The 25,172-nt window shown below is 47.2% G+C and carries 21 protein-coding genes and 3 riboswitches; of the genes, 7 read left to right on the forward strand and 14 right to left on the reverse strand.

All coding sequences use genetic code 11. The features are described from left to right. Nucleotide 1 precedes the first annotated feature (1 nt). The 5 genes from AC1DN5_RS03130 to AC1DN5_RS03150 form a co-directional block, all read right to left on the reverse strand. On the reverse strand, nt 2–832 hold the full coding sequence (locus tag AC1DN5_RS03130) for an NAD(P)H-hydrate dehydratase (protein WP_366969888.1): 831 nt from the start codon (nt 830–832) through the stop codon (nt 2–4). A 90-nt stretch (nt 833–922) separates the two neighbouring features. Beyond that, complete coding sequence (cydC, locus tag AC1DN5_RS03135; protein ID WP_366969889.1) at nt 923–2,653, reverse strand: thiol reductant ABC exporter subunit CydC; 1,731 nt, start codon at nt 2,651–2,653, stop codon at nt 923–925. Further along, on the reverse strand, nt 2,650–4,353 hold the full coding sequence (gene cydD / locus AC1DN5_RS03140; protein ID WP_095241139.1) for a thiol reductant ABC exporter subunit CydD: 1,704 nt from the start codon (nt 4,351–4,353) through the stop codon (nt 2,650–2,652). The genes cydC and cydD overlap by 4 nt, the downstream gene beginning before the upstream one ends. After that, nucleotides 4,353–5,369: a cytochrome d ubiquinol oxidase subunit II gene (cydB, locus tag AC1DN5_RS03145; protein ID WP_016937475.1), complete on the reverse strand. Its 1,017-nt coding sequence runs from the start codon at nt 5,367–5,369 to the stop codon at nt 4,353–4,355. The genes cydD and cydB overlap by 1 nt, the downstream gene beginning before the upstream one ends. Next, nucleotides 5,353–6,759 (reverse strand): cytochrome ubiquinol oxidase subunit I, encoded by a 1,407-nt coding sequence (locus tag AC1DN5_RS03150; RefSeq protein ID WP_016937474.1) that lies wholly within the window; start codon nt 6,757–6,759, stop codon nt 5,353–5,355. Before AC1DN5_RS03150 ends, cydB begins: the two co-directional genes overlap by 17 nt. A 502-nt stretch (nt 6,760–7,261) precedes the next feature. On the opposite strand from AC1DN5_RS03150, the gene cimH reads away from it, so the two are divergent. Further along, on the forward strand, nt 7,262–8,605 hold the full coding sequence (gene cimH, locus AC1DN5_RS03155; protein WP_366969890.1) for a citrate/malate transporter CimH: 1,344 nt from the start codon (nt 7,262–7,264) through the stop codon (nt 8,603–8,605). Nucleotides 8,606–8,640: 35 nt separating this feature from the next. Here the strand turns inward: cimH and AC1DN5_RS03160 are convergent, their stop codons facing one another. The 4 genes from AC1DN5_RS03160 to AC1DN5_RS03175 all read right to left on the reverse strand — a co-directional run bounded on the left by AC1DN5_RS03160 (nt 8,641) and on the right by AC1DN5_RS03175 (nt 12,690). Continuing rightward, nucleotides 8,641–9,477 carry a polysaccharide deacetylase family protein gene (locus tag AC1DN5_RS03160; RefSeq protein WP_366969891.1) on the reverse strand — a complete coding sequence of 279 codons (837 nt, stop codon included), beginning with the start codon at nt 9,475–9,477 and terminating at the stop codon, nt 8,641–8,643. A gap of 99 nt (nt 9,478–9,576) precedes the next feature. Continuing rightward, nucleotides 9,577–10,677, reverse strand: coding sequence for an ABC transporter ATP-binding protein (locus AC1DN5_RS03165; RefSeq protein ID WP_047475985.1), 1,101 nt, complete (start codon nt 10,675–10,677; stop codon nt 9,577–9,579). A gap of 117 nt (nt 10,678–10,794) precedes the next feature. Beyond that, a complete protein-coding gene (locus tag AC1DN5_RS03170) occupies nt 10,795–11,688 on the reverse strand; it encodes a PucR family transcriptional regulator (protein ID WP_366969892.1) in 894 nt (297 codons plus the stop codon). Between the two features lie 165 nt (nt 11,689–11,853). Further along, the gene (locus AC1DN5_RS03175) at nt 11,854–12,690 is read right to left on the reverse strand and encodes a YitT family protein (RefSeq protein WP_016937469.1); all 837 of its coding nucleotides are present in this window, start codon (nt 12,688–12,690) and stop codon (nt 11,854–11,856) included. A 65-nt stretch (nt 12,691–12,755) separates the two neighbouring features. After that, nucleotides 12,756–12,857: riboswitch (guanidine-I (ykkC/yxkD leader) on the reverse strand. A gap of 346 nt (nt 12,858–13,203) precedes the next feature. Here AC1DN5_RS03175 and AC1DN5_RS03180 point away from each other — a divergent pair. Continuing rightward, on the forward strand, nt 13,204–13,743 hold the full coding sequence (locus tag AC1DN5_RS03180) for a DUF4352 domain-containing protein (RefSeq protein ID WP_141228469.1): 540 nt from the start codon (nt 13,204–13,206) through the stop codon (nt 13,741–13,743). 46 nt (nt 13,744–13,789) lie between these two features. Here AC1DN5_RS03180 and galE read toward each other — a convergent pair whose 3' ends face one another. After that, on the reverse strand, nt 13,790–14,806 hold the full coding sequence (galE, locus tag AC1DN5_RS03185) for a UDP-glucose 4-epimerase GalE (RefSeq protein ID WP_366969893.1): 1,017 nt from the start codon (nt 14,804–14,806) through the stop codon (nt 13,790–13,792). A gap of 193 nt (nt 14,807–14,999) precedes the next feature. On the opposite strand from galE, the gene pepT reads away from it, so the two are divergent. The 4 genes from pepT (at nt 15,000) to AC1DN5_RS03205 (ending at nt 18,943) form a co-directional block, all read left to right on the forward strand. After that, nucleotides 15,000–16,232 (forward strand): peptidase T, encoded by a 1,233-nt coding sequence (gene pepT, locus AC1DN5_RS03190; protein WP_045925533.1) that lies wholly within the window; start codon nt 15,000–15,002, stop codon nt 16,230–16,232. A gap of 578 nt (nt 16,233–16,810) precedes the next feature. Next, entirely contained in the window at nt 16,811–16,978 is a 168-nt protein-coding gene (locus AC1DN5_RS03195; protein WP_003150808.1) for a hypothetical protein, read from the forward strand. Between the two features lie 102 nt (nt 16,979–17,080). Further along, nucleotides 17,081–17,557 carry an LURP-one-related/scramblase family protein gene (locus tag AC1DN5_RS03200; RefSeq protein WP_047475994.1) on the forward strand — a complete coding sequence of 159 codons (477 nt, stop codon included), beginning with the start codon at nt 17,081–17,083 and terminating at the stop codon, nt 17,555–17,557. 84 nt (nt 17,558–17,641) lie between these two features. Then, nucleotides 17,642–17,728: riboswitch (SAM riboswitch) on the forward strand. A gap of 78 nt (nt 17,729–17,806) precedes the next feature. Further along, nucleotides 17,807–18,943: a 5-methyltetrahydropteroyltriglutamate--homocysteine S-methyltransferase gene (locus tag AC1DN5_RS03205; protein ID WP_366969894.1), complete on the forward strand. Its 1,137-nt coding sequence runs from the start codon at nt 17,807–17,809 to the stop codon at nt 18,941–18,943. A gap of 34 nt (nt 18,944–18,977) precedes the next feature. Here the strand turns inward: AC1DN5_RS03205 and AC1DN5_RS03210 are convergent, their stop codons facing one another. Continuing rightward, entirely contained in the window at nt 18,978–19,859 is an 882-nt protein-coding gene (locus AC1DN5_RS03210; protein ID WP_366969895.1) for a putative RNA methyltransferase, read from the reverse strand. 362 nt (nt 19,860–20,221) lie between these two features. Continuing rightward, nucleotides 20,222–20,322, forward strand: a riboswitch (purine riboswitch). A gap of 139 nt (nt 20,323–20,461) precedes the next feature. On the opposite strand from AC1DN5_RS03210, the gene AC1DN5_RS03215 reads away from it, so the two are divergent. Next, a complete protein-coding gene (locus AC1DN5_RS03215) occupies nt 20,462–21,655 on the forward strand; it encodes a NupC/NupG family nucleoside CNT transporter (protein ID WP_045925537.1) in 1,194 nt (397 codons plus the stop codon). A gap of 48 nt (nt 21,656–21,703) precedes the next feature. Here AC1DN5_RS03215 and AC1DN5_RS03220 read toward each other — a convergent pair whose 3' ends face one another. The 3 genes from AC1DN5_RS03220 to AC1DN5_RS03230 all read right to left on the reverse strand — a co-directional run bounded on the left by AC1DN5_RS03220 (nt 21,704) and on the right by AC1DN5_RS03230 (nt 25,085). After that, nucleotides 21,704–22,378 carry a DUF3298 and DUF4163 domain-containing protein gene (locus AC1DN5_RS03220; RefSeq protein WP_366969896.1) on the reverse strand — a complete coding sequence of 225 codons (675 nt, stop codon included), beginning with the start codon at nt 22,376–22,378 and terminating at the stop codon, nt 21,704–21,706. Between the two features lie 141 nt (nt 22,379–22,519). Beyond that, nucleotides 22,520–22,828, reverse strand: coding sequence for a hypothetical protein (locus AC1DN5_RS03225; RefSeq protein ID WP_016937459.1), 309 nt, complete (start codon nt 22,826–22,828; stop codon nt 22,520–22,522). A gap of 205 nt (nt 22,829–23,033) precedes the next feature. Continuing rightward, nucleotides 23,034–25,085: a catalase gene (locus tag AC1DN5_RS03230; RefSeq protein ID WP_366969897.1), complete on the reverse strand. Its 2,052-nt coding sequence runs from the start codon at nt 25,083–25,085 to the stop codon at nt 23,034–23,036. Nucleotides 25,086–25,172 lie beyond the last annotated feature (87 nt).

Here is a 25,172-nt window from a genome sequence, read left to right on the forward strand (position 1 = left end):
TTTATTCATATTTCTTCCATACACGCGGCAGCAGTCCGGAAAGTTCGTGCGCCAATAAGGTATGTGCGGAGCGCTCTTCCGTCCATAACTCCGCACATTCGCCGTGAAGGCGGACGGCGTTCAATACGGCATGTTTCGGGTCTTGATGACAGCACAGCATACCGAGAATCATTCCCGTCAGCGTGTCGCCCGTCCCGCCTTTTGCAAGCGCGCCGTTTCCGGTTGTATTCCGACGGCACTCCCCGTCAGGAAAAGCGATAATGGTTTCGTTTCCTTTCAGGACAATCGTGACATGAAGCCGCTCCGCCCATTCCGCGGCATATGCCGCTCTATTCTGTTGAATCTCTTGAATCGGAAGGCCGGTCATTCTTGAAAATTCGCCGGGGTGAGGCGTCAAGATCACCGGGGCTTTCCTTTCCGGATAGGTTCTTTTCGTTATGGCGCCTGCATCCAGTATGACGGGATAATCGGCAGAAAGCAGCTGGTCAGCCGCCTGCTGCACTTCGTCCGTTTGGGGAAGCCCCGGCCCGATGGCCGCGGCCCGGATGGTTTCTTCCGGCTGACCTGCCGCGGCTTTTTGCCACCCGTCCCGCCAGTACGTCGCTTCCGGCAGCACCGGGACAATGAGCGGGATGACGCCTGCCGATGTACCGATGACGAGCTTGCCGACACCGCTTCTCATCGCGCCCAAACCTGCAAGAAGGGCGGCTCCCGGCATGTCATCGCTTCCGGCCAGCAATAACGCCGTCCCGAACGTCCCCTTATGGCTGTCTGCCTCACGCTTTGGCAATGTATCTTTCACATCCCGTTCCGTCCAGTCCAGTATGTTCATCTCTGTACCTCCTCTTCTGTCTCTTATTTATATTCCAAACAAGAAGAGATTTTAAACCGCACAAAAAAACAGCCGCACATTTGCGGCTGTTTATGTTCTGATCGGAACATCAAGACGGTAAAGCTTCCGGTACCGTTCGTTTTCTGCAAGCAGCTCTTGATGGGTTCCTTCCATTTCTGCTTTTCCATTTTCTAAAAAGACAATCTTATCAGCTGTTTCCACACCTGCTAGATGGTGTGTAATCCAGAGAATCGTTTTCTCTTTAAAGACGTCAAAAATCGTATCAAGCAATTCGCGTTCAGTAATTGCATCAAGGCCGACCGTCGGTTCATCAAGAATAATGACCGGCGTGTCTTGGAGCAGAATGCGGGCAAGCGCGATCCGCTGCCGCTCCCCGCCTGAGAAACGAATCCCCGTCTCCTCCACGGACGTTTCATACCCGTCAGGCAATGATTCAATATAGTCGTGCAGCTTCACTTGCCGCGCCGCACGCTTAACATCTTCATCACTCGCCTTGCCGTTTCCGAGCCGGATATTGTTCATAATGCTCGTATTAAAGAGATGAGGCTTCTGATTCAAAACGGCTACCGCTGAGGAAATCTGATCCTGCACGGCCGCAGTTTCCAGCCCGTTCAGTGTCACTTTGCCTGAATCGGGAACTAAGGCGCCTTCAATTAAAGCGAGAGAGGTCGACTTACCGGACCCGCTCCTGCCGAGCAGCGCCATTTTTTCACCCTGGCGGAGAGTGAAGGAAAAGCGGTCAAGCACATGACTGTGCTGATCATAAGAAAATGACACGTTATCAAACATCAGTGTCACATCAGTGACATCCAGTTTCTCATCTGACTGCTTCACCTCACGCCCCCGCAGCTCCGGAGCAGCCTTACTCATTCTTCTGATCGAATCCTGATAAGAAGGCACTTCCGTCAGCGCATCCGAAAGGGGCAAAAACGCCTCCGTCAATGGAAATACAACAAGCACAAAGGCCGCGATCATCGTGTTGGCGATGCTGCCGTCCGCATACTGACCCGCCGTCCAGAACAGCATGATCAATATGAAGCCGCCGACAAGGCATTGTGCGGCGAGATCGCGCAGCCTCGTAAATCGCTGGCGTTTGCTCTCAAGGTCAAACCATGCCTTTTCTTTCTCTTCATAAGAGGAAATAAAGGCGGCCTGACGTCCCGAGAACATCCAGTCGCTCACGCCGAGTACGGCATCGGTCAGCCGGCTGTAGAGCGTATTCCGTCCGCTTTTCAGCTTCATGTTTTTCGCTCTCGTCACAAGAAGCGACACAACCGGAAATAAGACAACCAATACAAACAGGTAAATCGCCGCAAGAGCGGCAAACGGCCAGGAAAAAAAGCCGAGCCCGATAACGGATGCCGCATAGAGCAGCAAAGCGGAAACCCCGGGGAAAATCGTTTTTAAAAACGCATCCTGCAAATGCTCAATATCCTCAGCCAAAATGCCGAGCATGTCGCCCGTTCGGAAACGGGAAGAGAGCATGAGAGAGGCCGGCTCCAGCAGATTGTAAAGCCGCACCCGCATGTCGGACACGATTTTCAAAATGATGTGATGCCCCGTCAGACGCTCGGCATACCGGGAGACTGAACGGGCGATCCCGAAGGTGCGCACGGCCACAATCGGAACGTACACCAGCAGGATATTCTCAGGCCTTGTCGCCGACTTTGAGATCAAAAAACCGGAAGTAAACATGAGAAAGGCCGCCGAAAAAATCGTCACCGCGCCTAAAAAAATCACAAGAACAAACAAACGGGCATTTTGCTTAATATACGGCAGAATCCATTCTTCTTTCCTCATGTTCTTTCCCCCAGTTGCGCCTCTACAAGTTTGGCGTATACGCCTTGTTTCGCCATCAATTCGTCGTGGGTGCCGATTTCCGCCACCGCGCCGTCATCAAGCACGATAATTTCGTCCATTTCAAGCATCCAGTGAAGACGATGAGTGGCCAGAAAAACAAGCTTATTTTCAAACAGGTCTTTCATCGTTTCTTTTATTTCATACTCTGTTTCAATATCAAGGTGAGCGGTCGGCTCATCCAAAAGGAGAATCGGACGGTTTCCTAAAAAGGCTCTGGCCAGCGCGACACGCTGAGCCTGCCCTCCGCTGAGCGCCCGTCCGCCCTCGCCGATCCGGCCGTCAAGACCGCCGGGCAGATCACGAATCAGTTCGGAAAGACCCGCCGAAGCAGCGGCCTGCGCCGTTTCCTCACGGGAAGCATCAGGATGATAAAACCGGATATTATTCAAAAGCGTGTCATCAAAAATGTACGGATGCTGCGGAATATAGAGCAGCTGCTTCTGCCAGCCGTCCGACTGCAGATGCGAGCGGGATTCACCGTTTACCTTGATCTCACCGGACGCAGGCTCTAAAAAGCCGCCCAGCACATCAATGAGAGTCGATTTTCCCGCGCCGCTTTCCCCGATAATCCCGATTTTTCTCTTCCCTTTAAAGGACAGATTAAATTCAGACATCGATTCACGGACGGACAAACGCGTAAGCTGTAATTCATCTCCGTCAGTCCACGTATCAAGCTCGAGCGGCTTTTCTTCTTTAAAACCGGGCTGCGTCAAAATCGCCTGAATGGTTTTTCCCGCTTCCTGCCCGTTTAATGTCGCGTGGTAATCATTTCCCACCTCGCGGACCGGGAGAAAGTATTCAGGCGCGAGAATCAGCGCGGTCAATGCCGGAGCGAGAAGAATCTGTCCGTCTATCAGCCGCAAGCCGAGGAACACCGCCACTGTCGCCACCGACAGCATCGTGAAGAAATCAAGGGCGAATGATGATAAAAACGCGACCCGGAGTGTGCTCATCGTCGCCTTGCGGTATCTCTCACTGACATGAAAAATATTTTTGCTGTGTGATTTGCTTAATCCTAAAAACCGCAATGTCTCCAGTCCGCGGAGCGAATCCACGAAATGATTGGAAAGCGTCTGATAGGACTTCCATTGGCGATCAGCTTTTTTCTGTGCGACAAGTCCGAGCAGGATCATAAATACAATCAAAATCGGAAGCGCAAGAATCAGAATCAAAGCCGATGTTTTATCCTGAAAAAACACATAAATGACAACGGCAGCCGGCACGATCGCCATGCTGACCATTTTCGGCAGAAACAGCTCTAAGTAGCGGCGGAACTGGCTGATGCCTTCCATCGCCAGCGTCACCATCCGGCCTGTCCCCTCTTTTTTCGCAAAGCGGGGGCCGAGACGGAACAATTGCTCAAGAAATCTTTTTCTTAAGTCTGCGCCGGTTTGCGCGGCATATTGGTACACGATTTTCTGCCGGACCGTTGTCACCGCATGCCGGACGAAAAACGCAAGCAAGAAAAAGCCGATAACCGGATAAAGAGAAGCAATCCGCTTCCCGTTAAATAATCCGGTTACCGCCTGGCTCAGCCATTCCGCCTGCAAGATAATGGCGGCCGTTTGTATGATCGTTAATCCCGTAATGATCGCAAGAATCCGCTTCATTCCTTTATAAAGAAACAGGTCTTTTCCCATTAATAAGTCATAGGCTCCTTATGGCTGACGCGTTTCCGGAAGACATAATAGCTCCAGATCTGACTGCCGATGACAAACGGCAGCAAAGTCAGTGCAACAATTGTCATGACTTTAAGTGAATAATCACCGGAAGACGCGTTAGCTACTGTTAAGTCATACGCGCTTTTCAGCGAGCTGACCATGACGCGCGGGAACAGGGAGATAAAAATCATCGCGACTGTCAAAGCGAGACCCGCGCCGGTCATACCGAATGCCCAGCCGTCTTTTTTCTTGCTCATGAACACAATGGCAAGAACGTTGCAGATGACAATCAGCACGAATATTGGAATCGTGATGTTTGCCCGGCGTGTAAACATATCCGTATCGTATGCAGACATCGCAAAGAAAGCAAGTACAACAAGAAAGATAACACCGATTACGCGTTTTGCCATTTTTCTCGCACGCTCTTGTAAATCACCGATCGTGCGCAAGGTGATAAACATTAAACCGTGCAGGAATGAAAGAAGGGTGACGGCTGCTCCGCCAAGAACGGAATACACGTTCACAATATCTGAAAAACCTGCGTGAATGTTCATGTGTCCGTCAATCGGCACACCGCGGAACAAGCTTGTAAAGATAAGGCCGAATAAAAACGGCGGGATAAGGCTTCCGAAGAAAATCACCCAGTCCCATGTTTTGACCCATTTCAGATTGTTCACTTGTCCGCGGAATTCAAATGCCACGCCGCGGCCCATCAAGGCAAGAAGAATGATGATAAACGGAATGTAATATCCGCTGAGCATCGTTGCATACCAGTTCGGGAATGCCGCGAAAATCGCTCCCGTACCTGTGATCAGCCACACCTCATTCGCATCCCAGAACGGGCCGATGGTGTTAACCAGCACTCTGCGTTCTAATTCATTATGGCCAAGAAATCGGGTCGAAATGCCGACACCGAAATCAAAACCTTCTAAAAAGAAAAATCCGACAAACAAAATCGAAACGAGTATAAACCAAAGATCATGAAGTGACCCCATGGTAGACCTCCTGACTGAACGGATCTGTTGATACAGGAACATCCTTGTGATCATCATGGTCCGCACCTTTTTTAATTTCACGAACGAATAGGAAAACAAGCAGCGCGCCTAAAATCAAGTACATGACGCCGAAGCTGATAATTGAAAACAGCAGAGATCCCGTCGTTACGTTAGGCGAAACGGATTGTGCGGTCGTCAATTGCCCCATGACCGTCCACGGCTGGCGTCCGATTTCAGTCATAATCCATCCGGCAGAGTTCGCAATGAACGGGAATGCGATCAGTGCGATCATGCCCCGTAAATACCACTTGCTCGTATGAAGCTTTTTGCGGCGGTTCAGAATAAAGCCGGCAATCGCGGCAAAAATCATAAGCGCGCCTGCACCCGCCATAATGCGGAAGCTCCAGAACGTCGTTTTAACAGGCGGGATATAATCGCCTTTTCCGTACGTTTTTTCGTATTCTTTTTGAAGAGTTTTCATCCCTTTAACACTGCCGCTGAACTTCTGATAAGCCAAGTAGCTGAGTGCGTAAGGAATTGAAATTTCTGATGTGTTTTTTTCTTTATTCGTATCAATGTTCGCAAAAGCCGTCCACGCGGCAGGATCACCGCTGTCATCCCAAAGCGCTTCACTGGCGGCCATTTTCATCGGCTGCGATTCCATTAAATGCTCAGCCTGCATATGTCCGCTGAACGCAACGCCGATACCGGCGATCAGACCGACAATCATAGAAAGCTTGAAAGATTTATGGAAGAAAGGCACTTCTTTTTTCTTCAATAATTTATATGCGCTGACACCGGCGATAAAGAAAGCACCAGTTGCAAGCGCCCCGAAAATGACGTGAGGGAATTCAACCCAAAGCTGAGGGTTTGTCAAAAGCGCCCCGAAATCATTCATTTCCGCGCGGCCGTTTTTAATCGCAAAGCCGACCGGCTCCTGCATGAATGAGTTTGCCGTCAAAATCCAGAAAGATGACATAATCGTCCCGAAGGATACAAGCCAAATGCAAAGCAAATGCACTTTTTTAGATAGTCGGTCCCAGCCGAAAATCCATAATCCGATAAAAATAGATTCCATAAAAAACGCCAAAAGCGCTTCAACCGCAAGCGGAGCTCCAAATACGTCTCCGACAAAACGGGAATAATCAGACCAGTTCAATCCAAACTGGAATTCCTGAAGAATCCCTGTGACGACGCCGACAGCAAAGTTAATTAAAAAGAGATGTCCCCAAAATTTAGCCATTTTGAGATAGGTCTCTTGTTTTTTGACAACATAAAGCGTCTCCATCAAAGCAACCATAAACACAAGCCCGATAGACATAGGCACAAACAGGAAGTGAAACAATGTTGTAGATGCAAATTGTATGCGGGCTAAAACCAACTCACTCATGATGTTTTTCCTCCAATCTGGTAAATTGCTCAACATTTCACAAACACGACAAAACCATTGCTCGGTATTTCACAAGAAATGATATATTTGCTCAATGTTTCACAAATTTGTCAAAACTAATGAATTATCAGCCTGCACTCCCTGGGGGGCAGCCGGCTGTCATAGAAATGATTCAATATCATTACTTTACAACGATTCCGCCTAAAAAAAAAGATCGATATACCTAAAAATAGGCTGAAATTGTGACCGATTAATGTCGAATTTGTAGAGATTTTATGTCGGCATCTAGGATTTTTGTCCCTTCCATATCGTACCTCTTTTTTATTCGTGTGGCGAACAAAATGCTTTATTCAGCGGGAAAGGCCGCCAAATCGCCTTTTTAAGAAAGAAAATGAGGTGAAAGTATGTTTTCTAGTAAATTCATAATATATGAACAATTTAAATTTTTTAGTATACTTTAAATGGGGATATTTTTCACTACATAAAGACTGGGGGAACAAGCATGGGAGAACTTCAACCAAATTTGCAAACGGATTCAATTCCAAAACAGCAACGGACTGATAATTGGTTTGCCAGAGCAATGAATATTAGAATCGGCATTATTCCTCTTCCTATCTATATCCTGCTCTTCTTGCTTATTACGGTGTTTGTCATGAAACACGATGTAAAAAGCGACATCCTGACATCGATTGCCGTCATGAGTTTTTTCGGATTTACCTTCGGCCAGATCGGAAAATCCATTCCGATCGTGCGTTCCATCGGCGGCCCCGCGATCCTCGCAACCTTTATTCCGTCCGCTGTCGTCTACTACCACCTGCTTCCGAAAGACATTATTACATCAACAACAGAATTCACGGAAAACTCTAACTTTCTCTATCTATTTATTGCCGGTATCGTCGTCGGCAGTATTCTCGGGATGAAAAGAGAGACTCTCGTCAAAGCTTTCGTCAAGATTTTCATTCCGCTGATTGCCGGTTCGATCGCGGCCGCCATCGTCGGCTTATGCGTCGGGACGCTGCTCGGGCTCGGTTTTCAGCACACACTGCTTTATATTATCGTCCCGATTATGGCGGGAGGTGTCGGCGAGGGCGCGATTCCTTTATCCATCGGCTACTCCGATATTATGCCGATGTCCCAGGGAGACGCCTTTGCGCTTGTGCTGCCGTCCATCATGCTCGGCAGCCTGTGCGCCATTATGTTATCGGGTTTGCTGAACGTCATCGGGAAACGCAAGCCGGAATGGACGGGCAATGGGAAGGTTGATAAGTCTGATCAATCCGCTCCTGCATTGGAACAGCCGGCCAATGACAATGCGTTTAATCTGTCTTTTTTCGCTTCGGGGGGGATTTTAGCGGTTTCCCTGTATTTAGTCGGCATGCTGGCGCATGATTTCTTTCAGCTTCCGGCTCCTGTCGTGATGCTCGTCCTTGCCGTGCTTATTAAGCTGTTCAGGCTGGCGCCGGCCTCGATTGAAAACGGAGCTTTCGGCGTTTCGCGTTTTTTCTCGACAGCCGTGACCTATCCGCTCTTATTTGCGATCGGCGTTTCAATGACACCGTGGGACAAACTGATTGCAGCGTTTAATATCAGCAATATCATTACCATTTTATCCATCGTCATTACGATGATAGCCGTCGGTTTTCTGACCGGTAAATGGCTGAACCTGTACCCGATTGAGACGGCGGTCATCAATGCCTGCCATTCCGGTCAGGGCGGCACAGGCGACGTCGCGATCTTAAGCGCCGCTGAACGGCTTGAGCTTATGCCGTTTGCCCAAGTGTCGACCAGAATCGGCGGGGCGATTACCGTGAGCGTCACCCTCCTGTTGCTTCATCAATTCTATTAAACGGAAAAAAGCCTCCGCCATATGCGGAGGCTCTGTTATTTCATCACATTTTGGATATAAGAGCCGAATGCCGTACCGGACATGCCCGGCGACACACGGACACGGTGAAGCGCATAAAGCCCCTGATCTCTCGATGCCGCTCCCGGCTCCGTCGTGACCGCCATACGGTAGCCTGCAGCAGATGCGGCTTTTAATGTTTCCTTATTATATCGTCCGACAGGGTAACTGATTACAGACGTCCGCTGCCCGAACATTTGATCAAATAAACGCTTAGAGTCCGCCATTTCGCGTTGCTGCTGCTGAGGCGCGAGCCCGTTCAATTCGAGATGGTTCATCGTATGGCTTTGAATGGAAATGCCGTGTGCGGCCATCTCCTTCATCTGCTTCTTAGTCAGGTGATTTTTATGTCCGATAAAGTTACCGATCATGAAGATGGTCGCTTTCATCTTATATTTCTTTAAAATAGGATACGCCGCTTTCACATTGTCGGTATAGCCGTCATCAAATGTGATCAGAACGCATTTTTCACGCGGCTCTCTATCCTCCGTCAGCATCAGATAGGCTTCTTCCGGAGTCATCGTATAATAGCCGTGATCATGCAGCCACTTCATATGCTGCTGGAATTCTTCCTTCGGCACACGCAGGCTGTTTCCCTCAGAAATGCTGTGGTACATCAGAATCGGCAGCCTCGCCGTTCCCTTCGTTTTAACCCAGGCGGACGTATCCGGCTCCTTTTTGATTTGGCGCTTTACAGACTTTTGGTGCGCTTCTGCCTTCGGAATGCTCTCTTCGGCACTTGCCTCATGGTCCGAACAGGCGGCAAGCGTTAACAGAGCAGCCAAAAGGCACATGCACGTGATTATGCGTTTCATGGTTTTCCTGCTTTCTGTCTGCTATTTACTTTTTATATCGGTCGACGGGCAAAAATTGTTACATCAAAAAAGCCGGACATCCAGCTGTCCGGCTTTTCGTTATGAGCGGATTCTGATTTCTGTTTCACTGTCGAAAAAATGAGCTTTATTCATGTCGAAAGCGACAGTCAATTCCTCACCGGCATGAATGTCGTGGCGGGCATCAATCCGGGCGATAAAATCCTGATCCCCGATCCGGGAATAAACCATAATTTCTGACCCGAGCAATTCCGCGACATTGATTTTAGCTGTGATGGATGAATTCTTATAGGATTCTACCACAATCAGCTCATCATGTATGTCTTCCGGGCGGATGCCGAAGATCACATCTTTGCCGGCATACCCTTTTTCCCGGAGCATTTTCATTTTCCCTTCCGGCACGCTGAGAGCGGCTGAACCGATCTGAATGGCGCCGTCTGTCAGCTTTCCTTTAAAAAAGTTCATCGCGGGGGAGCCGATGAACCCGCCGACAAAAACGTTTTCCGGATGTTCATAGACTTCTTTCGGTGTGCCGATTTGCTGAATCTTCCCATCCTTCATGACTACAATGCGTGTCGCCATCGTCAACGCCTCTGTTTGATCGTGCGTCACATAGATCGTAGTTGTTTGCAGCCTTTGATGGAGCTTAATAATTTCAGCCCGCATCTGCACCCGAAGCTTTGCGTCCAGATTTGACAGCGGCTCATCCATTAAAAACACTTTGGCGTCCCTGACGATCGCCCGTCCTAATGCAACACGCTGCCGCTGCCCGCCGGAGAGCGCCTTCGGTTTGCGGTGCAGATACTCTGTGAGCCCCAGCATTTTCGCTGCTTCTTCGACCCGTTTTTTAATCTCCGGTTTCGGCATCTTCCTCAGCTTCAGACCGAAAGCGATATTATCATAGACCGTCATATGCGGATACAGCGCATAGTTTTGGAACACCATGGCGATATCCCTGTCTTTAGGAGCGATATCATTCACTCTCGTGTCTCCGATATAAAAATCGCCCTTCGAGATGTCTTCCAGCCCGGCAACCATCCGCAATGTTGTCGACTTCCCGCATCCCGACGGACCGACAAACACGATAAACTCTTTATCTTTAATATGAAGGTTAAAATCATCGACAGCCGCTTCTTTCTGATCGTAATACTTATAAATATGCTCGAGCCGAAGTTCTGCCATGTATATCCCCCTTTATTTGTAAACGCTTTCTTAAATAGGATTGTAACAGCGTCCGGCGGCGGCGTGTATAGGCAATGTTCATAAAAAAAGCCAGCAGCCTTCGTGCACATTTCCCATTTACTGTGATTTTTCATACTGCAGGCAAATGAAATAAGCCAGCAGGGCGCCCCGATATGTCTTAATATCAATACCTGAGCGTTCCGCAAATTTATCAATCCGATATTGAAGACTGTTGCGGTGCAAATGCAGTTTTTTCGATGTGAGCGACATGTTTGAGTTATGTTCAATAAAAGTCTGAATCGTATGCTTCAGCTCCGGTTCTTTCTGAAACAGCAACACCGCCTCTTCGTGAAGCAATGCAGAGAGCTTTTCTCTGCTTTCTTCCGAGAGCATGGCCGGAAATACTGTTTCCGCGGTCAGCGTGCTCAGCTGAGGGAGATGACGCCTTCCAATCTGAAAATATTGCTGTTCTCTCCGGTAATGAAGGCGCAGACGTTCCCCGGCACCGTAATACCTACCGATGAAGAAACGGACACTGAAATAAAAATCACATTCAGAAACCTTCACAAAAGATGCGATATCACCCGGATCAGGGGCTTCAAGCTTTTCTTCCTCTACAATCACACCCTGATCCCTTCCCGTCCGGACAACCGTATACGGCATCGGCCAGAAATGACGCAACGCTTCCGTAAACGCCCCCCAGTTCCGTTCCACCATTAAGTCATAATGAATAAAACGGACACGAGACTCTTTGACGTCAGGAACCAGTCCCTCTTCCAGCAGAAAACGCCGCCACCTCTTTGCTTCCGCCGTCTCCGCAAAAAAAACGCCTTTCTCTTCAGCAGGTGTCAAAAACGATTCCAGAAGCAGTTTCTCCTTCGGGGTGATATCCTCCTTCGGAATGGCGACATAGACCCGCCTCGTCTCATCATAAAAACAAAAGACATCCTCTGCCGTACAGCACGTATCAGACAGCACAGCCCTCGGGTAAATTGCCAATAACGGGTTCATATGCGCTCCTCTCTATCGCTCTATTATATTTTCAGTATAAAACGTCCGGCGGGTTGTATCTACTTCATTTTAGAAACAGCTTTCCGGCTATTTCCCGGGAAACGGATCATTACCGTTTCTCCCCGGCATATAAAAAAACCCTCCGCACCGGCAGAGGGATTTATTTTATTTAGAGATATCGACGAAGCCTTCACCAAAGACGTCACGCACATCGTGAACAATGACAAATGCCTTTGTATCACAGCTTTTAATAATTTTCTTGAGCATGGAGAGCTCTTGTTTCTGGATGACGATGTATAAAATTTCTTTCGACTGCCCCGTGTAATTCCCTTTACCCGACAGCAGCGTCACCCCTCTGTCCATAAGCGTGTTGACCTGCTCAGCGATTTCGTGCTTATGCTCAGATATGATCGTCACCGCTTTTTTCGTATTCAGCCCTTCAATGATAAAGTCCATCACCTTCGTTCCAATGTACAGCATCACAATGGTAAACATCATTTTTTCCGCACCGATGATGAAATAAGAACTGAAGACGACAATCAGATCAAAGAACAAAAGCGCATAGCTGATATTCCAATCGAGATATTTGTTCGCAATCCTCGCCAAAATGGCAGATCCCGCAGTCGTGCCTCCGACTCGGATAATGATTCCGATTCCGACACCGGCAAACACACCCGCAAAAATAGTATTAATAATGAGTTCATGTGACGGCGAGTGCCAGTCATGCGTCAGATGCAGAAACAGCGAGTTGGCGACAACGGTAATGATCGTATAAAGCGTTGTTTTACCGTCTAAAAACTTATATCCGATGATCAATAAGATCCCGTTCAAAATGATATTCGTCACCCCGGGCGACCATTCAAACACATAATACAAGATCAAGGTAATCCCCGTTACCCCGCCCTCTCCAAGATCATTCGGAATGGCGAATAAATTAACGGCCAATGCGAAGATAAAAGCCCCAATCATCAGCATCAGCACATCCAGCAACCTCTTTTTCATCCCAGACACTCCCTTTTTATAAAATCAAAAAAGCCCGGGAGAGCACTCTTCATCAAAAGAGCAGAAACTCCCGGGCTTTTATCCCACCGTGTCACAGCAAAAAACCTGCTGTGTGTTTTCTCTCGGTCCAGACCAATTCACATTGCGGAACCCTAGAAAACCACTGTTTTTTATGTTCAGTTTTTATATTTCTTTCAAGATTATACGGGAAATCACGAACATGTTCAACCACTCTTTTTTCCATAAACCTATGAAAAATTCGAACGGCCTGCCGATACTAATAAAGGCCCTTAAAATATATGACTAAAAAATCATTAAAATACTATTTTTCTCAAAATTGTATTGACTATAGGTTATTTTACAGGCATTATAGTATGTAGTTTTTAAGAAATAGTTTACATAGGAGGAAATATTATGGCAGGCAACTTAGTGTCTTGTAAGGCATGCGGCAAAGAAATCGCTAAAGGCGTTAAAAAATGCCCAAACTGCGGTAAAGATCAGAGAAACTTTTTTATGAGACATAAAATCATCACATTGCTTCTGGCAGTAGTGGTTATTATCATTCTCGTAAATATCGGCGGCGGAGGCGGATCTTCATCATCTAAAACTGCGTCCTCAAAAGCTGCGGAGTCCAAGGAAAAACTGTATAACATCGGTGATACTGTTAAGACAGAAAAAACAGAAGTGACTGTGACGAAAGTGGAAAAAAGAGATTCAGTAGGCTCTCAATTTGTCGAGAAAAAAGCGTCTGACGGCGGCGTTATCGTAGCTGTTCAATACACAGTTAAAAATGTGTCAGACAAGCCGTTAAGCTCTTTCTCCATTCCAAGAGCGAAATTAGTAGATTCTAAAGGAACATCTTATGATTCAGATATTGATGCTTCTTCAAGCTATGCAACAGAAACAAAAGTAGACAACAGTAAAATTTTAAGTGACTTGAACCCGAACATTAAAGTTACTGACGTAAAAGCTTTTGAAGTTGATAAAAACGCATACTCTAAAGGCACTTGGAAATTAAAATTCAGCAACGATGTTGAAGTAAAAGTTAAATAATGATCATAGCAAAAGAGACCTTCATCATTTGAAGGTCTCTTTTCTTTTATACCTTTTGGTACCCGTTCACATTGGAGGACTGCCACTTCCAAGAGTCGGCGCACATTTCTTCAAGGCCGCGCTTTGCTTCCCAGCCTAGTTCTGCCTTCGCTTTTGCCGGGTCTGCGAAGCATGCGGCAATGTCTCCCGGGCGCCGGTCGGCAAAACGGTACGGCACTTCTTTTCCTGATACTTTTTCAAACGCCTTGACCATTTCAAGAACGCTGTACCCTCTTCCCGTGCCGAGATTATAGGCGTCGGCGCCCGTTGTGTCCAGCACCTTTTCAAGCGCTCTGACGTGGCCCTCGGCAAGATCAACGACATGGATGTAATCCCGCACGCCGGTGCCGTCCTTTGTCGGATAATCATTACCGAACACCTGCAATTGCTCAAGCTTGCCGACAGCCACTTGGGCGACGTATGGCATTAAATTATTCGGGATGCCGTTCGGGTCTTCTCCGATCCGGCCGCTCGGATGCGCGCCGAACGGATTAAAGTAGCGGAGCAGCGCAATGCTCCATTCAGGGTCCGCCTTATGCAGATCGCGCAAAATCTGTTCCAGCATCAGCTTGGTCTGCCCGTAAGGATTGGTCGCGCTTAACGGAAAATCTTCGGTGATCGGCGTTGTTTCCGGAACGCCGTAAACCGTCGCTGATGAGCTGAAGACGATTTTTTTCACACCGTGTGCCTGCATGGCTTCACATAAAATAAACGTCCCCGTCAGATTATTATGATAATAACGGAGCGGAACAGCCACAGACTCACCGACTGCTTTTAAACCCGCAAAATGAATGACGGCTTCAATCTCATTTGCAGCAAACACCCGGTGAACGGCATCACGGTCAAGGAGATCCGCTTCGTAAAACACAAGCCCTTTTCCGGTAATGTCTTTCACACGCTCCAATGCTTCCGGTGAACTATTTGACAGATTATCCAGAACCACGATGTCATAGCCGCCGTTTAACAGCTCGACACATGTGTGGCTTCCGATATAACCCGCTCCGCCTGTCACTAAAATCGCCATGAAGAAAGCCTCCCTATTGAATGAATTGACCATATTATATAGGTTTTTTCTTCCTCAATCATCCATTTTCAGAAAGTTTAATCGTTTAGTCATCGTTTCTTCATATTTTGTTTTCATTCGCGTAATTCAAACGGGTTGTGAAATAGAAATCCCTCCCCCGCACATGGTAAGATAAGACAAAGGAGATGACGGTATGAAAAACGAAATCATTGAACGCTTTACTTCTTATGTAAAAGTCGATACACAGTCTGACGAAAACAATGAAAACTGTCCATCCACCCCCGGACAGCTGACATTGGCCAACATGCTGGCAGATGAATTAAAGTCGATCGGCATGAAAGAAATCACAGTCGATGACAATGGATACGTCATGGCGACTCTTCCGGCAAATACGGATAAAGACGTGCCGACGATCGGTTTTCTGGCCCACGTAGATACAGCGACTGATTTCACCGGAAAAAATGTGAATCCTCAGATTATTGAAAGCTATGACGGACATGATATCGTTCTGAATGACAAACTCAACGTCGTCCTGTCGCCTGAGCAATTCCCGGAGCTTTCCCGCTATAAAGGCCAGACGCTGATTACAACCGACGGCACGACGCTGCTCGGAGCCGACAACAAAGCGGGCATTGCCGAAATCATGACGGCAATGGCGTACTTGATCAAACATCCGGACATCAAACACGGGACGATCCGGGTCGCATTCACGCCGGATGAAGAAATCGGCAGAGGGCCTCACAAATTTGATGTCGGCCGCTTCAACGCCGCATTCGCCTACACGGTAGACGGAGGCCCCCTCGGCGAACTGCAATATGAAAGCTTTAACGCAGCCTCCGCAAAGCTTACTTGTTACGGAAAAAGCGTTCACCCCGGAACGGCGAAAAACAAAATGGTCAACGCTTCAAAAATCGCGATGGAATTTCATCACGCGCTGCCGAAAGAAGAAGCGCCGGAATATACGGAAGGGTATGAAGGCTTCTATCACTTAAATTCAATGAACGGAGACGTTTCTGAAGCCGCCCTGTCGTACATCATCAGAGACTTTGACAGAGACCGCTTTACAGAACGAAAAGAATTTATGCAGAAAACCGCCGACGCGCTTGCGGCTAAATACGGCAAGGAAAGCATCAAGCTTGAACTGCATGATCAATATTACAACATGAGAGAAAAAATCGAACCGGTCAAAGAAATTGTCGACATCGCCTATCAAGCCATGAAAAACCTCGGCATCGAACCGATTATCGAACCGATCCGGGGCGGAACTGACGGATCACAGCTCTCTTACATGGGACTGCCGACACCGAACATCTTCACGGGCGGCGAAAACTTCCACGGAAAATATGAATACATTTCCGTCGACCATATGGAAAAGGCGGTAAACGTCATTATTGAGATCGCCAGACTGTTTGAAGAACGCGCGTGAAACCAAAGCTCCCTGCTTTGGTTTTTTTCTTTCACATGAAACCTTTCCTTCTTTCTTTCCGTATATAAGGTATGAATTGGAAGGAAGGAGTGAAGACTATGGCAAGAGGCACTGTAGCAAGAGAATTGAAAAAAACCTTAAAAGACCCCCGCGTTCTGGAGACGAAATCGAACCCTTTTAAAAAGCTGCGAAAAATGTTCAGACGATTTTTTGTAAGATAACATCTCGTTTTCTTACAAAAAATAAGGAAAGCGCTATCAAATCATAATCTTCCGTTAGAAGCAGTTATTTTGCATATCGCAAGGTTTTTTAGGGTACTGAATAACACAAGGCAAACGAAAACAATGTATTAGTTAATTCGACACTGTCAAAAAATAGTGAAAAAGTTATATAAACGATAATCACTCAGCAGCCGATACAATCTATAGAACCACAACAAGAGCAAAATCAATCGCAGATCATAGTCATTTTTACGGAAAATGTCTTTATTTTTTAAAAAAGTGACAATTGTTTGAATACTTTTCGTTTGTTTTTTCGTACAATAATAATACCAAAACTTTTTTTGGGAGGTATGTAAAATGATGCTACTTATTTTTGCTGCTTTGACAGGATACCTGGTTTTCTCTTTCAGTAAGGACAACCGCCGGAAAACGCCAAAGACAAGCCCGCTGGTGACAGCTGCCGACACGAATAACATCATTGATTTAAATGCGATCCGTCAGAAACGCCGGATGCCGCTATCATAAAAACGACAGCTGCCGCAAAATCGGCAGCCTTTTTTTGTGCACCCCTCGAATATGAAACCATCCGTCTCCTTTTTACGTACAACATAAAAAAGGAGTTTTTTTATGTATCATTTTTATATCAAAGAGCGGATGTTTACGTTTAAGAATCGGTTTCAAGTGTTTCTTGAAAGCGGTAAAGAAGTCTTCAATGTGGAGGGAAAGCTGTTTTCTTTCGGTGACGAACTGAAGCTGTCTGATTTGGACGGCCGCACGCTCGCCAGTGTCAGTCAGAAACTGATGTCGCTCGTTCCCCGTTACGAAATTTCCGTCGGCGGCAAGCCTGTATGCCAAGTCATCAAGAAAATGACGTTTTTCAAACCGAAATTTGAAATTTCCGGAGTCGGCTGGGATATTACCGGCGATGTGTGGGGACGGAATTTTCAAGTGACAGACGGGAAATCAAACCGGATGACCGTCACCAAATCATGGATGAGCTGGGGCGATTCTTATCATTTGGAGATTGAAAATGAAGAAGATATTGTTCTTTGTCTTGCGATCGCAATCGTAATAGATATGATTCTATTTGAGGGTGATAAATAAAAATATTTATCGAAATATATTGACAATATAAGATAATATACTAAGATTAAGAGTATTACAGTTTATTCTGAAAAATAGCATATTTCCTTATCAAGAGAGGTGGAGGGACTGGCCCTATGATACCCGGCAACCGCTGTTCAGCAGAATGGTGCTAAATCCTGAAGATAAGGTTGAGATTTGCGGACGCAAGCTCTTCCCTATCCAAGGGAAGAGCTTTTTATATTTCATTGAGGAAAGAAGGAATCGTTCATGTCACAGCAAAACACAGAACAATCATTGCATACTCTTCTTAGAAAAAACCCGCCGTTTCGCGCGGATCAGGTCGGAAGCCTGCTCCGGCCGGCGGCTGTGAAGCAAGCCCGCCTGCAAAGAGCGGCGGGTGAGATTTCGGCAGAACAGCTGCGCGAAATCGAAAACAAAGAAATCATCCGCAGCGTGAAAAAGCAGAAAGAAACCGGCCTCAATGTCGTGACTGACGGCGAATTCCGCCGGGCCTGGTGGCATTTTGATTTTCTCGAAAACTTAGACGGCGTCGAAGCGTTTACGCCAGATAGCGGCATTCAGTTTCACAATGTACAGACGAAAGCGCGCGGCATTAAAGTAACGGGAGATATTGATTTTTCTCAGCATCCGATGCTCGAAGATTATAAATTTCTTCACAGCATTGCTGGCGATGCTGTTCCAAAAATGACGATTCCAAGCCCGAATATGCTGTTTTTCCGCGGAAAATTGGAAAAAGCGGCATATCAGAATGATTACAAACAATTTCAGCATGATGTATCAAAGGCGTATAAAAAAGCGATTCAAGCTTTCTATGACGCCGGGTGCCGCTATCTTCAGCTCGATGACACCGCATGGGCCGTTTTCTTATCTGAAGCGGGGCTTCGTCAGATTGAAGCATTCGGAACGACGCCGGATGAGCTGCGCGGGCTGTTCGCAGCTTCTATTAATGACGCCATCAAAGACCGTCCTGCCGACTTGAAGGTTACGATGCATATCTGCCGCGGCAACTTCCAGTCCACATGGACGGCTGAAGGCGGATATGATGCGGCGGCGGAAACGATTTTTGACGGGCTTGACCTTGACGGATTGTTCCTGGAATATGATGATTCCCGCTCCGGCGGCTTTGAACCGCTCCGTTATGTCAAACGCTCCGATCTTCAGCTTGTGCTCGGTTTGATTACGTCGAAACACGGCGATCTCGAAGACAAGGACGCGGTTAAACGCCGGATTGAAGAAGCTTCTCAATATGTTAGCCTGGATCAGCTTTGCCTCAGCCCGCAATGTGGATTCGCTTCCACTGAGGAAGGAAATCTGATCACAGAAGAACAGCAATGGGCAAAACTGCGCCATGTCGTCGATATTGCCGGTGAAGTCTGGAAATAAAAAAAAGACACGCTAATCGCGTGTCTTTTCCGTTTTACAGCGGATCGGTCCCGATTAAAATTTCAATATCTATCGTGATATCAGCCGCTTTCCGGCCGATAAACCGCTGAATGCTTTCTTCAGTGCATTTCCATGTTAGGGGCGTCATTTTCACAAGCCGTTCAAGATCAGGCTGCGATAACGTCTTCGTGTAACGCAGCCGTTTACGATCAAAGGTTTGAAAGCCCGCTTGGAAACGGCAGGCCGCTGAATCGGCGGTGTCATTCCGCCGGGGACTGTCTCCGAAAAAGAATTCCCTTACTTCCTTCAAATAATCACGCCGCGGCACCGCTTTAATGACTGTGCCGCCCTTTCGTAAAAGCCTGCTGCATTCCTTGTAATTCCAAGGCGATAAAACAGACATCACGACATCAAAACAGCTGTCGGCAAACGGCGCACCCGCCACATCAGCGACGGCAAAAACCATTTGTTCCCCGAAGGCCTTTGCCGCATGCAGCACACCTTCTTTCGAGATATCAATGCCGATTCCCGTCACAGAAAAAGCGGGCTGCAGCAATCGGCATACTGCGGCTAAATGGGAGCCCTCTCCGCATCCCGCATCCAATACCGCCGCCTGTTTTTGCGGAGATTGAGTGCGGCTGATGATGGCGGCGATCTCTTTTTGAACCGGCGCAAAAAACTCCCGGCTGTCAAAAAGCTCGCGTCTCGCTTTGAACAGATGCCTGTCATAGCGTGTGTTGACCGCTTTATTGAGGAAATTCACATATCCTTGTTTTGATATATCAAATGTATGCCCGTTTCCGCATATCAAGCTTTGATTTTGTGAGACCGCCATGGCCGTGCGGCATAGCGGACACCTGAATACGGACTGGCACGATTGCAGTAATTCCGCGCGTTTTCTTTTTATAGACGCCAAAAAAACACCTCATTCATTCGTTATTCCGATGAAATGAAAAAGGCATAGACAAATAAACCTCGCAAAATTGGAAGTTTAACCTATTTATCTATACCTCTCATTATCTGTAACGAATGAACTGAATGATCACGAAAATGACCCCTTTTCTGCCGCCTTTTGAAGGCTGTGCCCTCAGATCCATTTTACCAGCTGCATCCAGTCTTTACAATGAACCGGACCGATTTTTTAGGGACATGTTATACCTTTATTATCCAATTACTTTTACATATCCTTTATTTTCTTTATTTATAATATAAATTTATTATTTTGAAAATATCTAAAAAGGTTGATTTTCAAAAATTGAAACGATAAAATACTGCTATCTCATGTAATATCGTTATTCTTGTATATGATCAGTAATATGGTCTGATTGTTTCTACCTAGTGCCGTAAAAGACTAGACTACAAGAAAGTTTGCATAAATTTGAACGAGTGAAAAGCATATGATGCTGTCAGTCTATTCTTTTCTTTTGGCTCTTATTTATCACACTTTCTGGCTTTCAGGAATTTGTGACGAATAAGAGCTTTTTTTATTTCCATAATACCCTTATAGGAGTTGCTCACATGTACTTTTTATTGAACATTGTCGGTCTCATTGTTGTCATGGCTGTTGTTTTCTTATGCTCTCCCAACAAGAAGAAGATTAAATGGCGTCCGATTGTCATGCTCCTCGTCTTTGAGTTTCTGATTACTTGGTTTATGTTAGGGACAAAAGTCGGCGGCTTTGTCATCGGGAAGATCGGCGCGTTCTTTACATGGCTGATTTCCTGCGCCAGTCAAGGGATTGCGTTCGCTTTTCCGTCTGTCATGGCCAATCCGACGGTTGATTTTTTCTTCAGCGCATTGCTGCCGATTATCTTCGTCGTGACCTTCTTTGATATGCTGTCGTATTTCGGTATTCTGCCGTGGCTCATTGATAAAATCGGCTGGCTGATTTCTAAAATATCCCGTCTGCCGAAGCTGGAGAGCTTTTTCTCCATTCAGATGATGTTTTTAGGAAATACGGAAGCCCTAGCCGTCATCCGCCAGCAGCTTGCCGCCGTCAACAACAATCGGCTTCTGACATTCGGGCTGATGAGTATGAGCAGCATCAGCGGCTCGATCATCGGATCGTACTTGACGATGGTTCCGTCCACTTACGTGTTTACAGCCATCCCGCTGAATTGCTTAAACGCGCTTTTAATCGCAAATATGCTGAATCCCGTTGACGTTTCTAAAGAGGACGATATCATTTACGTACCTTCAAAAGCGGAGAAAAAGGACTTCTTCTCCACGATTTCTAACAGTATGCTTGTCGGCATGAACATGGTCATTGTCATCTTAGCAATGGTGATCGGATATGTGGCGTTAACCGCCGCATTAAACGGCGTGCTCGGACTGTTCGTGCACGGTTTGACCATTCAAAAGATTTTCTCATACATCTTCAGTCCGTTTGCCTTCCTTCTCGGATTAGGCGTACATGACGCGATGTATGTCGCACAGCTGATGGGCATCAAGCTCGCGACGAACGAGTTTGTGGCAATGGCCGATCTGAAAGGGCAGCTGAAATCACTTCCGCCGCACACGATTGCCGTGGCGACGACATTCCTGACATCATTCGCAAACTTCAGCACCATCGGTATGATCTACGGATCTTATCAATCTCTGCTTGATGGTGAAAAATCAGCCATCATCGGGAAAAATGTCTGGAAGCTGCTTGTCAGCGGAATTGCCGTTTCCTTATTGAGCGCGGCTATTGTCGGATTGTTTGTCTGGTAAAAGAAAAAAAAGCGATACCGCTCCGTTTTGGAGTGATATCGCTTTTTTTTATTGATAGACGGATGCAGGCACGAAAACATCCCGGATTCCTGCCGCATACGGCCCAAGAACGTATTGTCCGAACACAACGGCAATGCCGTTTTTCGTAAAGAAGAAAGGTCTTTCGTTGTTCAGGGTGATCTCCTGTTTTTTGACGTCCTGATCGAACAGATCGTCATGTTTCTTGATGTAGCCGTAAAGATAGTCTCTCGTTTTGTTACCTTTCGTTTTCGTATTCAGCACATCATGGAGTGTGACCCGTTTTTTTGCGGCCAAGTCGTAATTAAAGGTCTGAACGGATGTCAGCCCGTGTGCGCCGCCTGTGTAAATGTAGTTTTCCGTCAGAATGCTGAGCTTTCCGCCTTGATTATACTTCACCTTGAAGTCTGCTTGGTATTCCGCTTTATAGCCTTGTTTCTCACCGTCTTGTTTGTTTTTCACATATTCTTTGTACGAGTTTTCAATATGGCGTTTGAAGTCCTGATTGATTTTCTTTTCAAAAGATGTGTCTCCCGTATTTGTGACCTCGGGGTATGTCAGCTGCTTTACATGCTTATACGTATGGCTTTTGACAACGGGCTTTGCGGTTTGTGCAGCTTCGGCTGAAGGGGCGAAACCTCCGAACGGCGCGGCTGTCAGCACTGCCAAAAGCACAGCCGCCATCATTTTGAATGTCTTTTTCATCACAACTCCTCCTTTTCATTTACCCGTTCCCTTTTTGAAAACGGGTTACACACTATAGACAGCGCAGATCAGGAAATTGTTTCTGGGCCTTCCCTCACATTTTCTCCATAAAAAAAGAGACATGGATCATCCATGCCTCTTTTACCGTGAAGGTCTTTGCGCAATGGCTTCATAAACAGCTTCCGCCAGATCGGAGTTGCCGAACATCTCCAAAACGCCGATGACGGTTTGATCAGGAATCGGTTCTGATTCCTCCTTCGGCACGACAAGCTCTTCAGCCGTTTTTCGCAGCTCTTCGTTTAAAGGCTGTCCGGGATAGGCCCTGCTGTAAATCGCCATCGGATCAAGATCATGATTGACGCACCATTGGGCAAACACCAAAATCATCATGTTTTCGTCACGCCGGTAATATTCTTCGAGTTGTTTTTCGGTAAACGGCTTCACTATCATTCGCTCCTCCAGAAAATCTATCCCTAAGATACACAAACACAGAGCGGAAGTAAACCAAAGAGGGTGAAACATATTATTTCACAGCGGAAGGTGCGGATGTGCACGGAAGCGATTTTCGTTTTCTTCCAATATTAATGCTTCGTTCCGATCGTTCACTTTCACAAGAAAAAAAGCGCCCCTCTCATAAAAAGGCGCTTTTTCATTCTTATATTTTTCTGTCCCAATGCCGATGCGCTGCCACGGCTTTCAGAAATTGTTCGCAGTTTCCGTCCGGAACAAGGCCGGGGCCGTTTTCAGTTCCGGCGGCGAGGGCGAGAAGTTCTTTTCCTTCACCGGAGGCGCCGATCGCTTTGTAATGGCTGAAGGCTTCACTGACGAAATCTTTAGCCGTTTTTTGGGCTTTGAGGCTGTCAGTGCTTTGTTGTCCGCCCGGAATGAAAACAGCGTCATACAGGACGGAATCCGCTGTCAGGAAAGTGGCTGACGCTTCGAGCTCCGTGCCGTTTTCTCCCTTGATGGTTCCAAGCACAGGGCTGATGATATCGGCTCTGACTCCCGCCTGTTTGCATGCGGCCAGCACTTGTTTGACTTCCTCATCGGCAAACCCGTGATCGGCTAAAACCGCGACCTGCCTTGTGGCTGCCGTCTTTACCGTATTTTCCTGGCTTAAGGCCGGAGAAGTGAAAGTTTCATCAGATTCACGGTCCTTTGGCGGCGGGTTCACGCCGATTCCTTTCGCAACGCGCTCGGCAAGATCAGCGTCGACGTGACTGAAGACATCAATCACCTGCTGCTGCACATCCTTGCTTTTCACTTTTCCTACCTCAAAACTGAACGCGGAGATGATATGTTCTTTCTCGGCGGGAGACATGCTGTTCCAGAACATCTTCGCCTGAGAAAAATAGTCATTGAAGCTCTCGCTGCGCTGGCGGATTTTTCTGCCTTCTACTTTTTCCTGATAATGAACGTATCCTCCTTCTTCTTCTGAGGCCGGCGACGGATCATTGTTCTGCAGAGAGTTTTTATGATAGGCGACAGGGCCCTTATTAATCGTCATCCGGTGGTAGCCGTCGTATTGGTTGTTATGGAACGGGCAGACCGGCCGGTTGATCGGAATCTCGTGAAAATTCGGTCCGCCAAGACGGATGAGCTGTGTATCCGTATAAGAGAAAAGCCGTCCCTGCAGGAGCGGGTCATTGGTGAAATCAATGCCCGGTACGACATTCCCCGGATGGAATGCGACCTGCTCCGTTTCCGCAAAGACATTGTCCTGATTGCGGTTGAGGGTCATTTTTCCGATCAGCTTGACGGGAACCAGTTCCTCCGGCCACAGCTTCGTCGGATCAAGGATATCGAAGTCAAATTTAAATTCATCTTCTTCATCAATCATCTGAACACCGAGCTCATATTCGACTTTGCCTCCGTTTTCAATGGTCTCCCACAGGTCGCGGCGATGGAAATCGGGATCTTTCCCGGCAATTTTCTGCGCCTCATCCCATACGAGAGAATGCACGCCGAGAACCGGCTTCCAGTGGAATTTCACGAAACGCGCTTTTCCTTTCTCGTTGACGAAACGGAATGTATGCACGCCGAAGCCTTCCATCATCCGGTAGCTTCGCGGGATGCCGCGGTCAGACATGGTCCACATGACCATGTGCGCGGATTCAGGATTGTTGGCGACAAAATCCCAGAACGTATCATGAGCCGTCGCTGCCTGCGGCATTTCATTGTGCGGTTCCGGTTTAAAGGCATGGACGAGATCCGGGAACTTGATCGCGTCCTGAATGAAGAATACCGGAATATTGTTTCCGACGAGATCGTAATTCCCTTCTTCGGTATAAAACTTAGTCGCGAATCCTCTGGCGTCACGGACTGTGTCGCCTGACCCTTTGGAGCCCGCGACTGTTGAGAAACGGACGAAGACAGGTGTTTTGACAGACGGATCCTGTAAAAATTTCGCCCGTGTATATTCCGTCATCGGTTCGTACACCTGAAAATGCCCATGAACGCCGTATCCGCGGGCATGAACGACCCGCTCCGGAATCCGCTCGTGGTCAAAATGCGTCATTTTTTCACGAAAATGAAAATCCTCCATCAGCGTAGGGCCGCGGACACCCGCTTTTAAAGAATGCTCATCCTCAGACACACGAAGTCCCTGATTGGTCGTCATTTTCTTCCCGCTGTTATCAGACCTGTACTGCTCAAGCTGCTCGTCTTTTGAGTGCTCATTTACTCGTTTGTTTTGATCATCACTCATGTCAGTTCCCCCTTTTTAAAACGAAACAATCTACAGCACATTTACCCGCGGTGTTCCCTATATAAACTGCTGATCGGCTCAATAGGA

Source organism: Bacillus sp. 01N42_2 (assembly GCF_056399565.1).

Bases quoted from the DNA above. Each gene is read 5' to 3' on its own strand.
- AC1DN5_RS03225 (WP_016937459.1), bottom strand. From the start codon at position 22,828: ATGATAGTGAAGCCGTTTACCGAAAAACAACTCGAAGAATATTACCGG.
- galE (WP_366969893.1), bottom strand. From the start codon at position 14,806: ATGGCGATTTTAGTGACAGGCGGAGCGGGTTATATCGGAAGCCACACA.
- AC1DN5_RS03170 (WP_366969892.1), bottom strand. From the start codon at position 11,688: ATGAACCCGTTATTGGCAATTTACCCGAGGGCTGTGCTGTCTGATACG.
- AC1DN5_RS03130 (WP_366969888.1), bottom strand. From the start codon at position 832: ATGAACATACTGGACTGGACGGAACGGGATGTGAAAGATACATTGCCA.
- cydB (WP_016937475.1), bottom strand. From the start codon at position 5,369: ATGGGGTCACTTCATGATCTTTGGTTTATACTCGTTTCGATTTTGTTT.
- AC1DN5_RS03160 (WP_366969891.1), bottom strand. From the start codon at position 9,477: ATGAAACGCATAATCACGTGCATGTGCCTTTTGGCTGCTCTGTTAACG.
- pepT (WP_045925533.1), top strand. From the start codon at position 15,000: ATGAAAAACGAAATCATTGAACGCTTTACTTCTTATGTAAAAGTCGAT.
- AC1DN5_RS03195 (WP_003150808.1), top strand. From the start codon at position 16,811: ATGATGCTACTTATTTTTGCTGCTTTGACAGGATACCTGGTTTTCTCT.
- AC1DN5_RS03215 (WP_045925537.1), top strand. From the start codon at position 20,462: ATGTACTTTTTATTGAACATTGTCGGTCTCATTGTTGTCATGGCTGTT.
- AC1DN5_RS03150 (WP_016937474.1), bottom strand. From the start codon at position 6,759: ATGAGTGAGTTGGTTTTAGCCCGCATACAATTTGCATCTACAACATTG.
- AC1DN5_RS03180 (WP_141228469.1), top strand. From the start codon at position 13,204: ATGAGACATAAAATCATCACATTGCTTCTGGCAGTAGTGGTTATTATC.
- AC1DN5_RS03165 (WP_047475985.1), bottom strand. From the start codon at position 10,677: ATGGCAGAACTTCGGCTCGAGCATATTTATAAGTATTACGATCAGAAA.
- AC1DN5_RS03200 (WP_047475994.1), top strand. From the start codon at position 17,081: ATGTATCATTTTTATATCAAAGAGCGGATGTTTACGTTTAAGAATCGG.
- AC1DN5_RS03230 (WP_366969897.1), bottom strand. From the start codon at position 25,085: ATGAGTGATGATCAAAACAAACGAGTAAATGAGCACTCAAAAGACGAG.
- cydC (WP_366969889.1), bottom strand. From the start codon at position 2,653: ATGAGGAAAGAAGAATGGATTCTGCCGTATATTAAGCAAAATGCCCGT.
- AC1DN5_RS03175 (WP_016937469.1), bottom strand. From the start codon at position 12,690: ATGAAAAAGAGGTTGCTGGATGTGCTGATGCTGATGATTGGGGCTTTT.
- AC1DN5_RS03220 (WP_366969896.1), bottom strand. From the start codon at position 22,378: ATGAAAAAGACATTCAAAATGATGGCGGCTGTGCTTTTGGCAGTGCTG.
- cimH (WP_366969890.1), top strand. From the start codon at position 7,262: ATGGGAGAACTTCAACCAAATTTGCAAACGGATTCAATTCCAAAACAG.
- cydD (WP_095241139.1), bottom strand. From the start codon at position 4,353: ATGGGAAAAGACCTGTTTCTTTATAAAGGAATGAAGCGGATTCTTGCG.
- AC1DN5_RS03205 (WP_366969894.1), top strand. From the start codon at position 17,807: ATGTCACAGCAAAACACAGAACAATCATTGCATACTCTTCTTAGAAAA.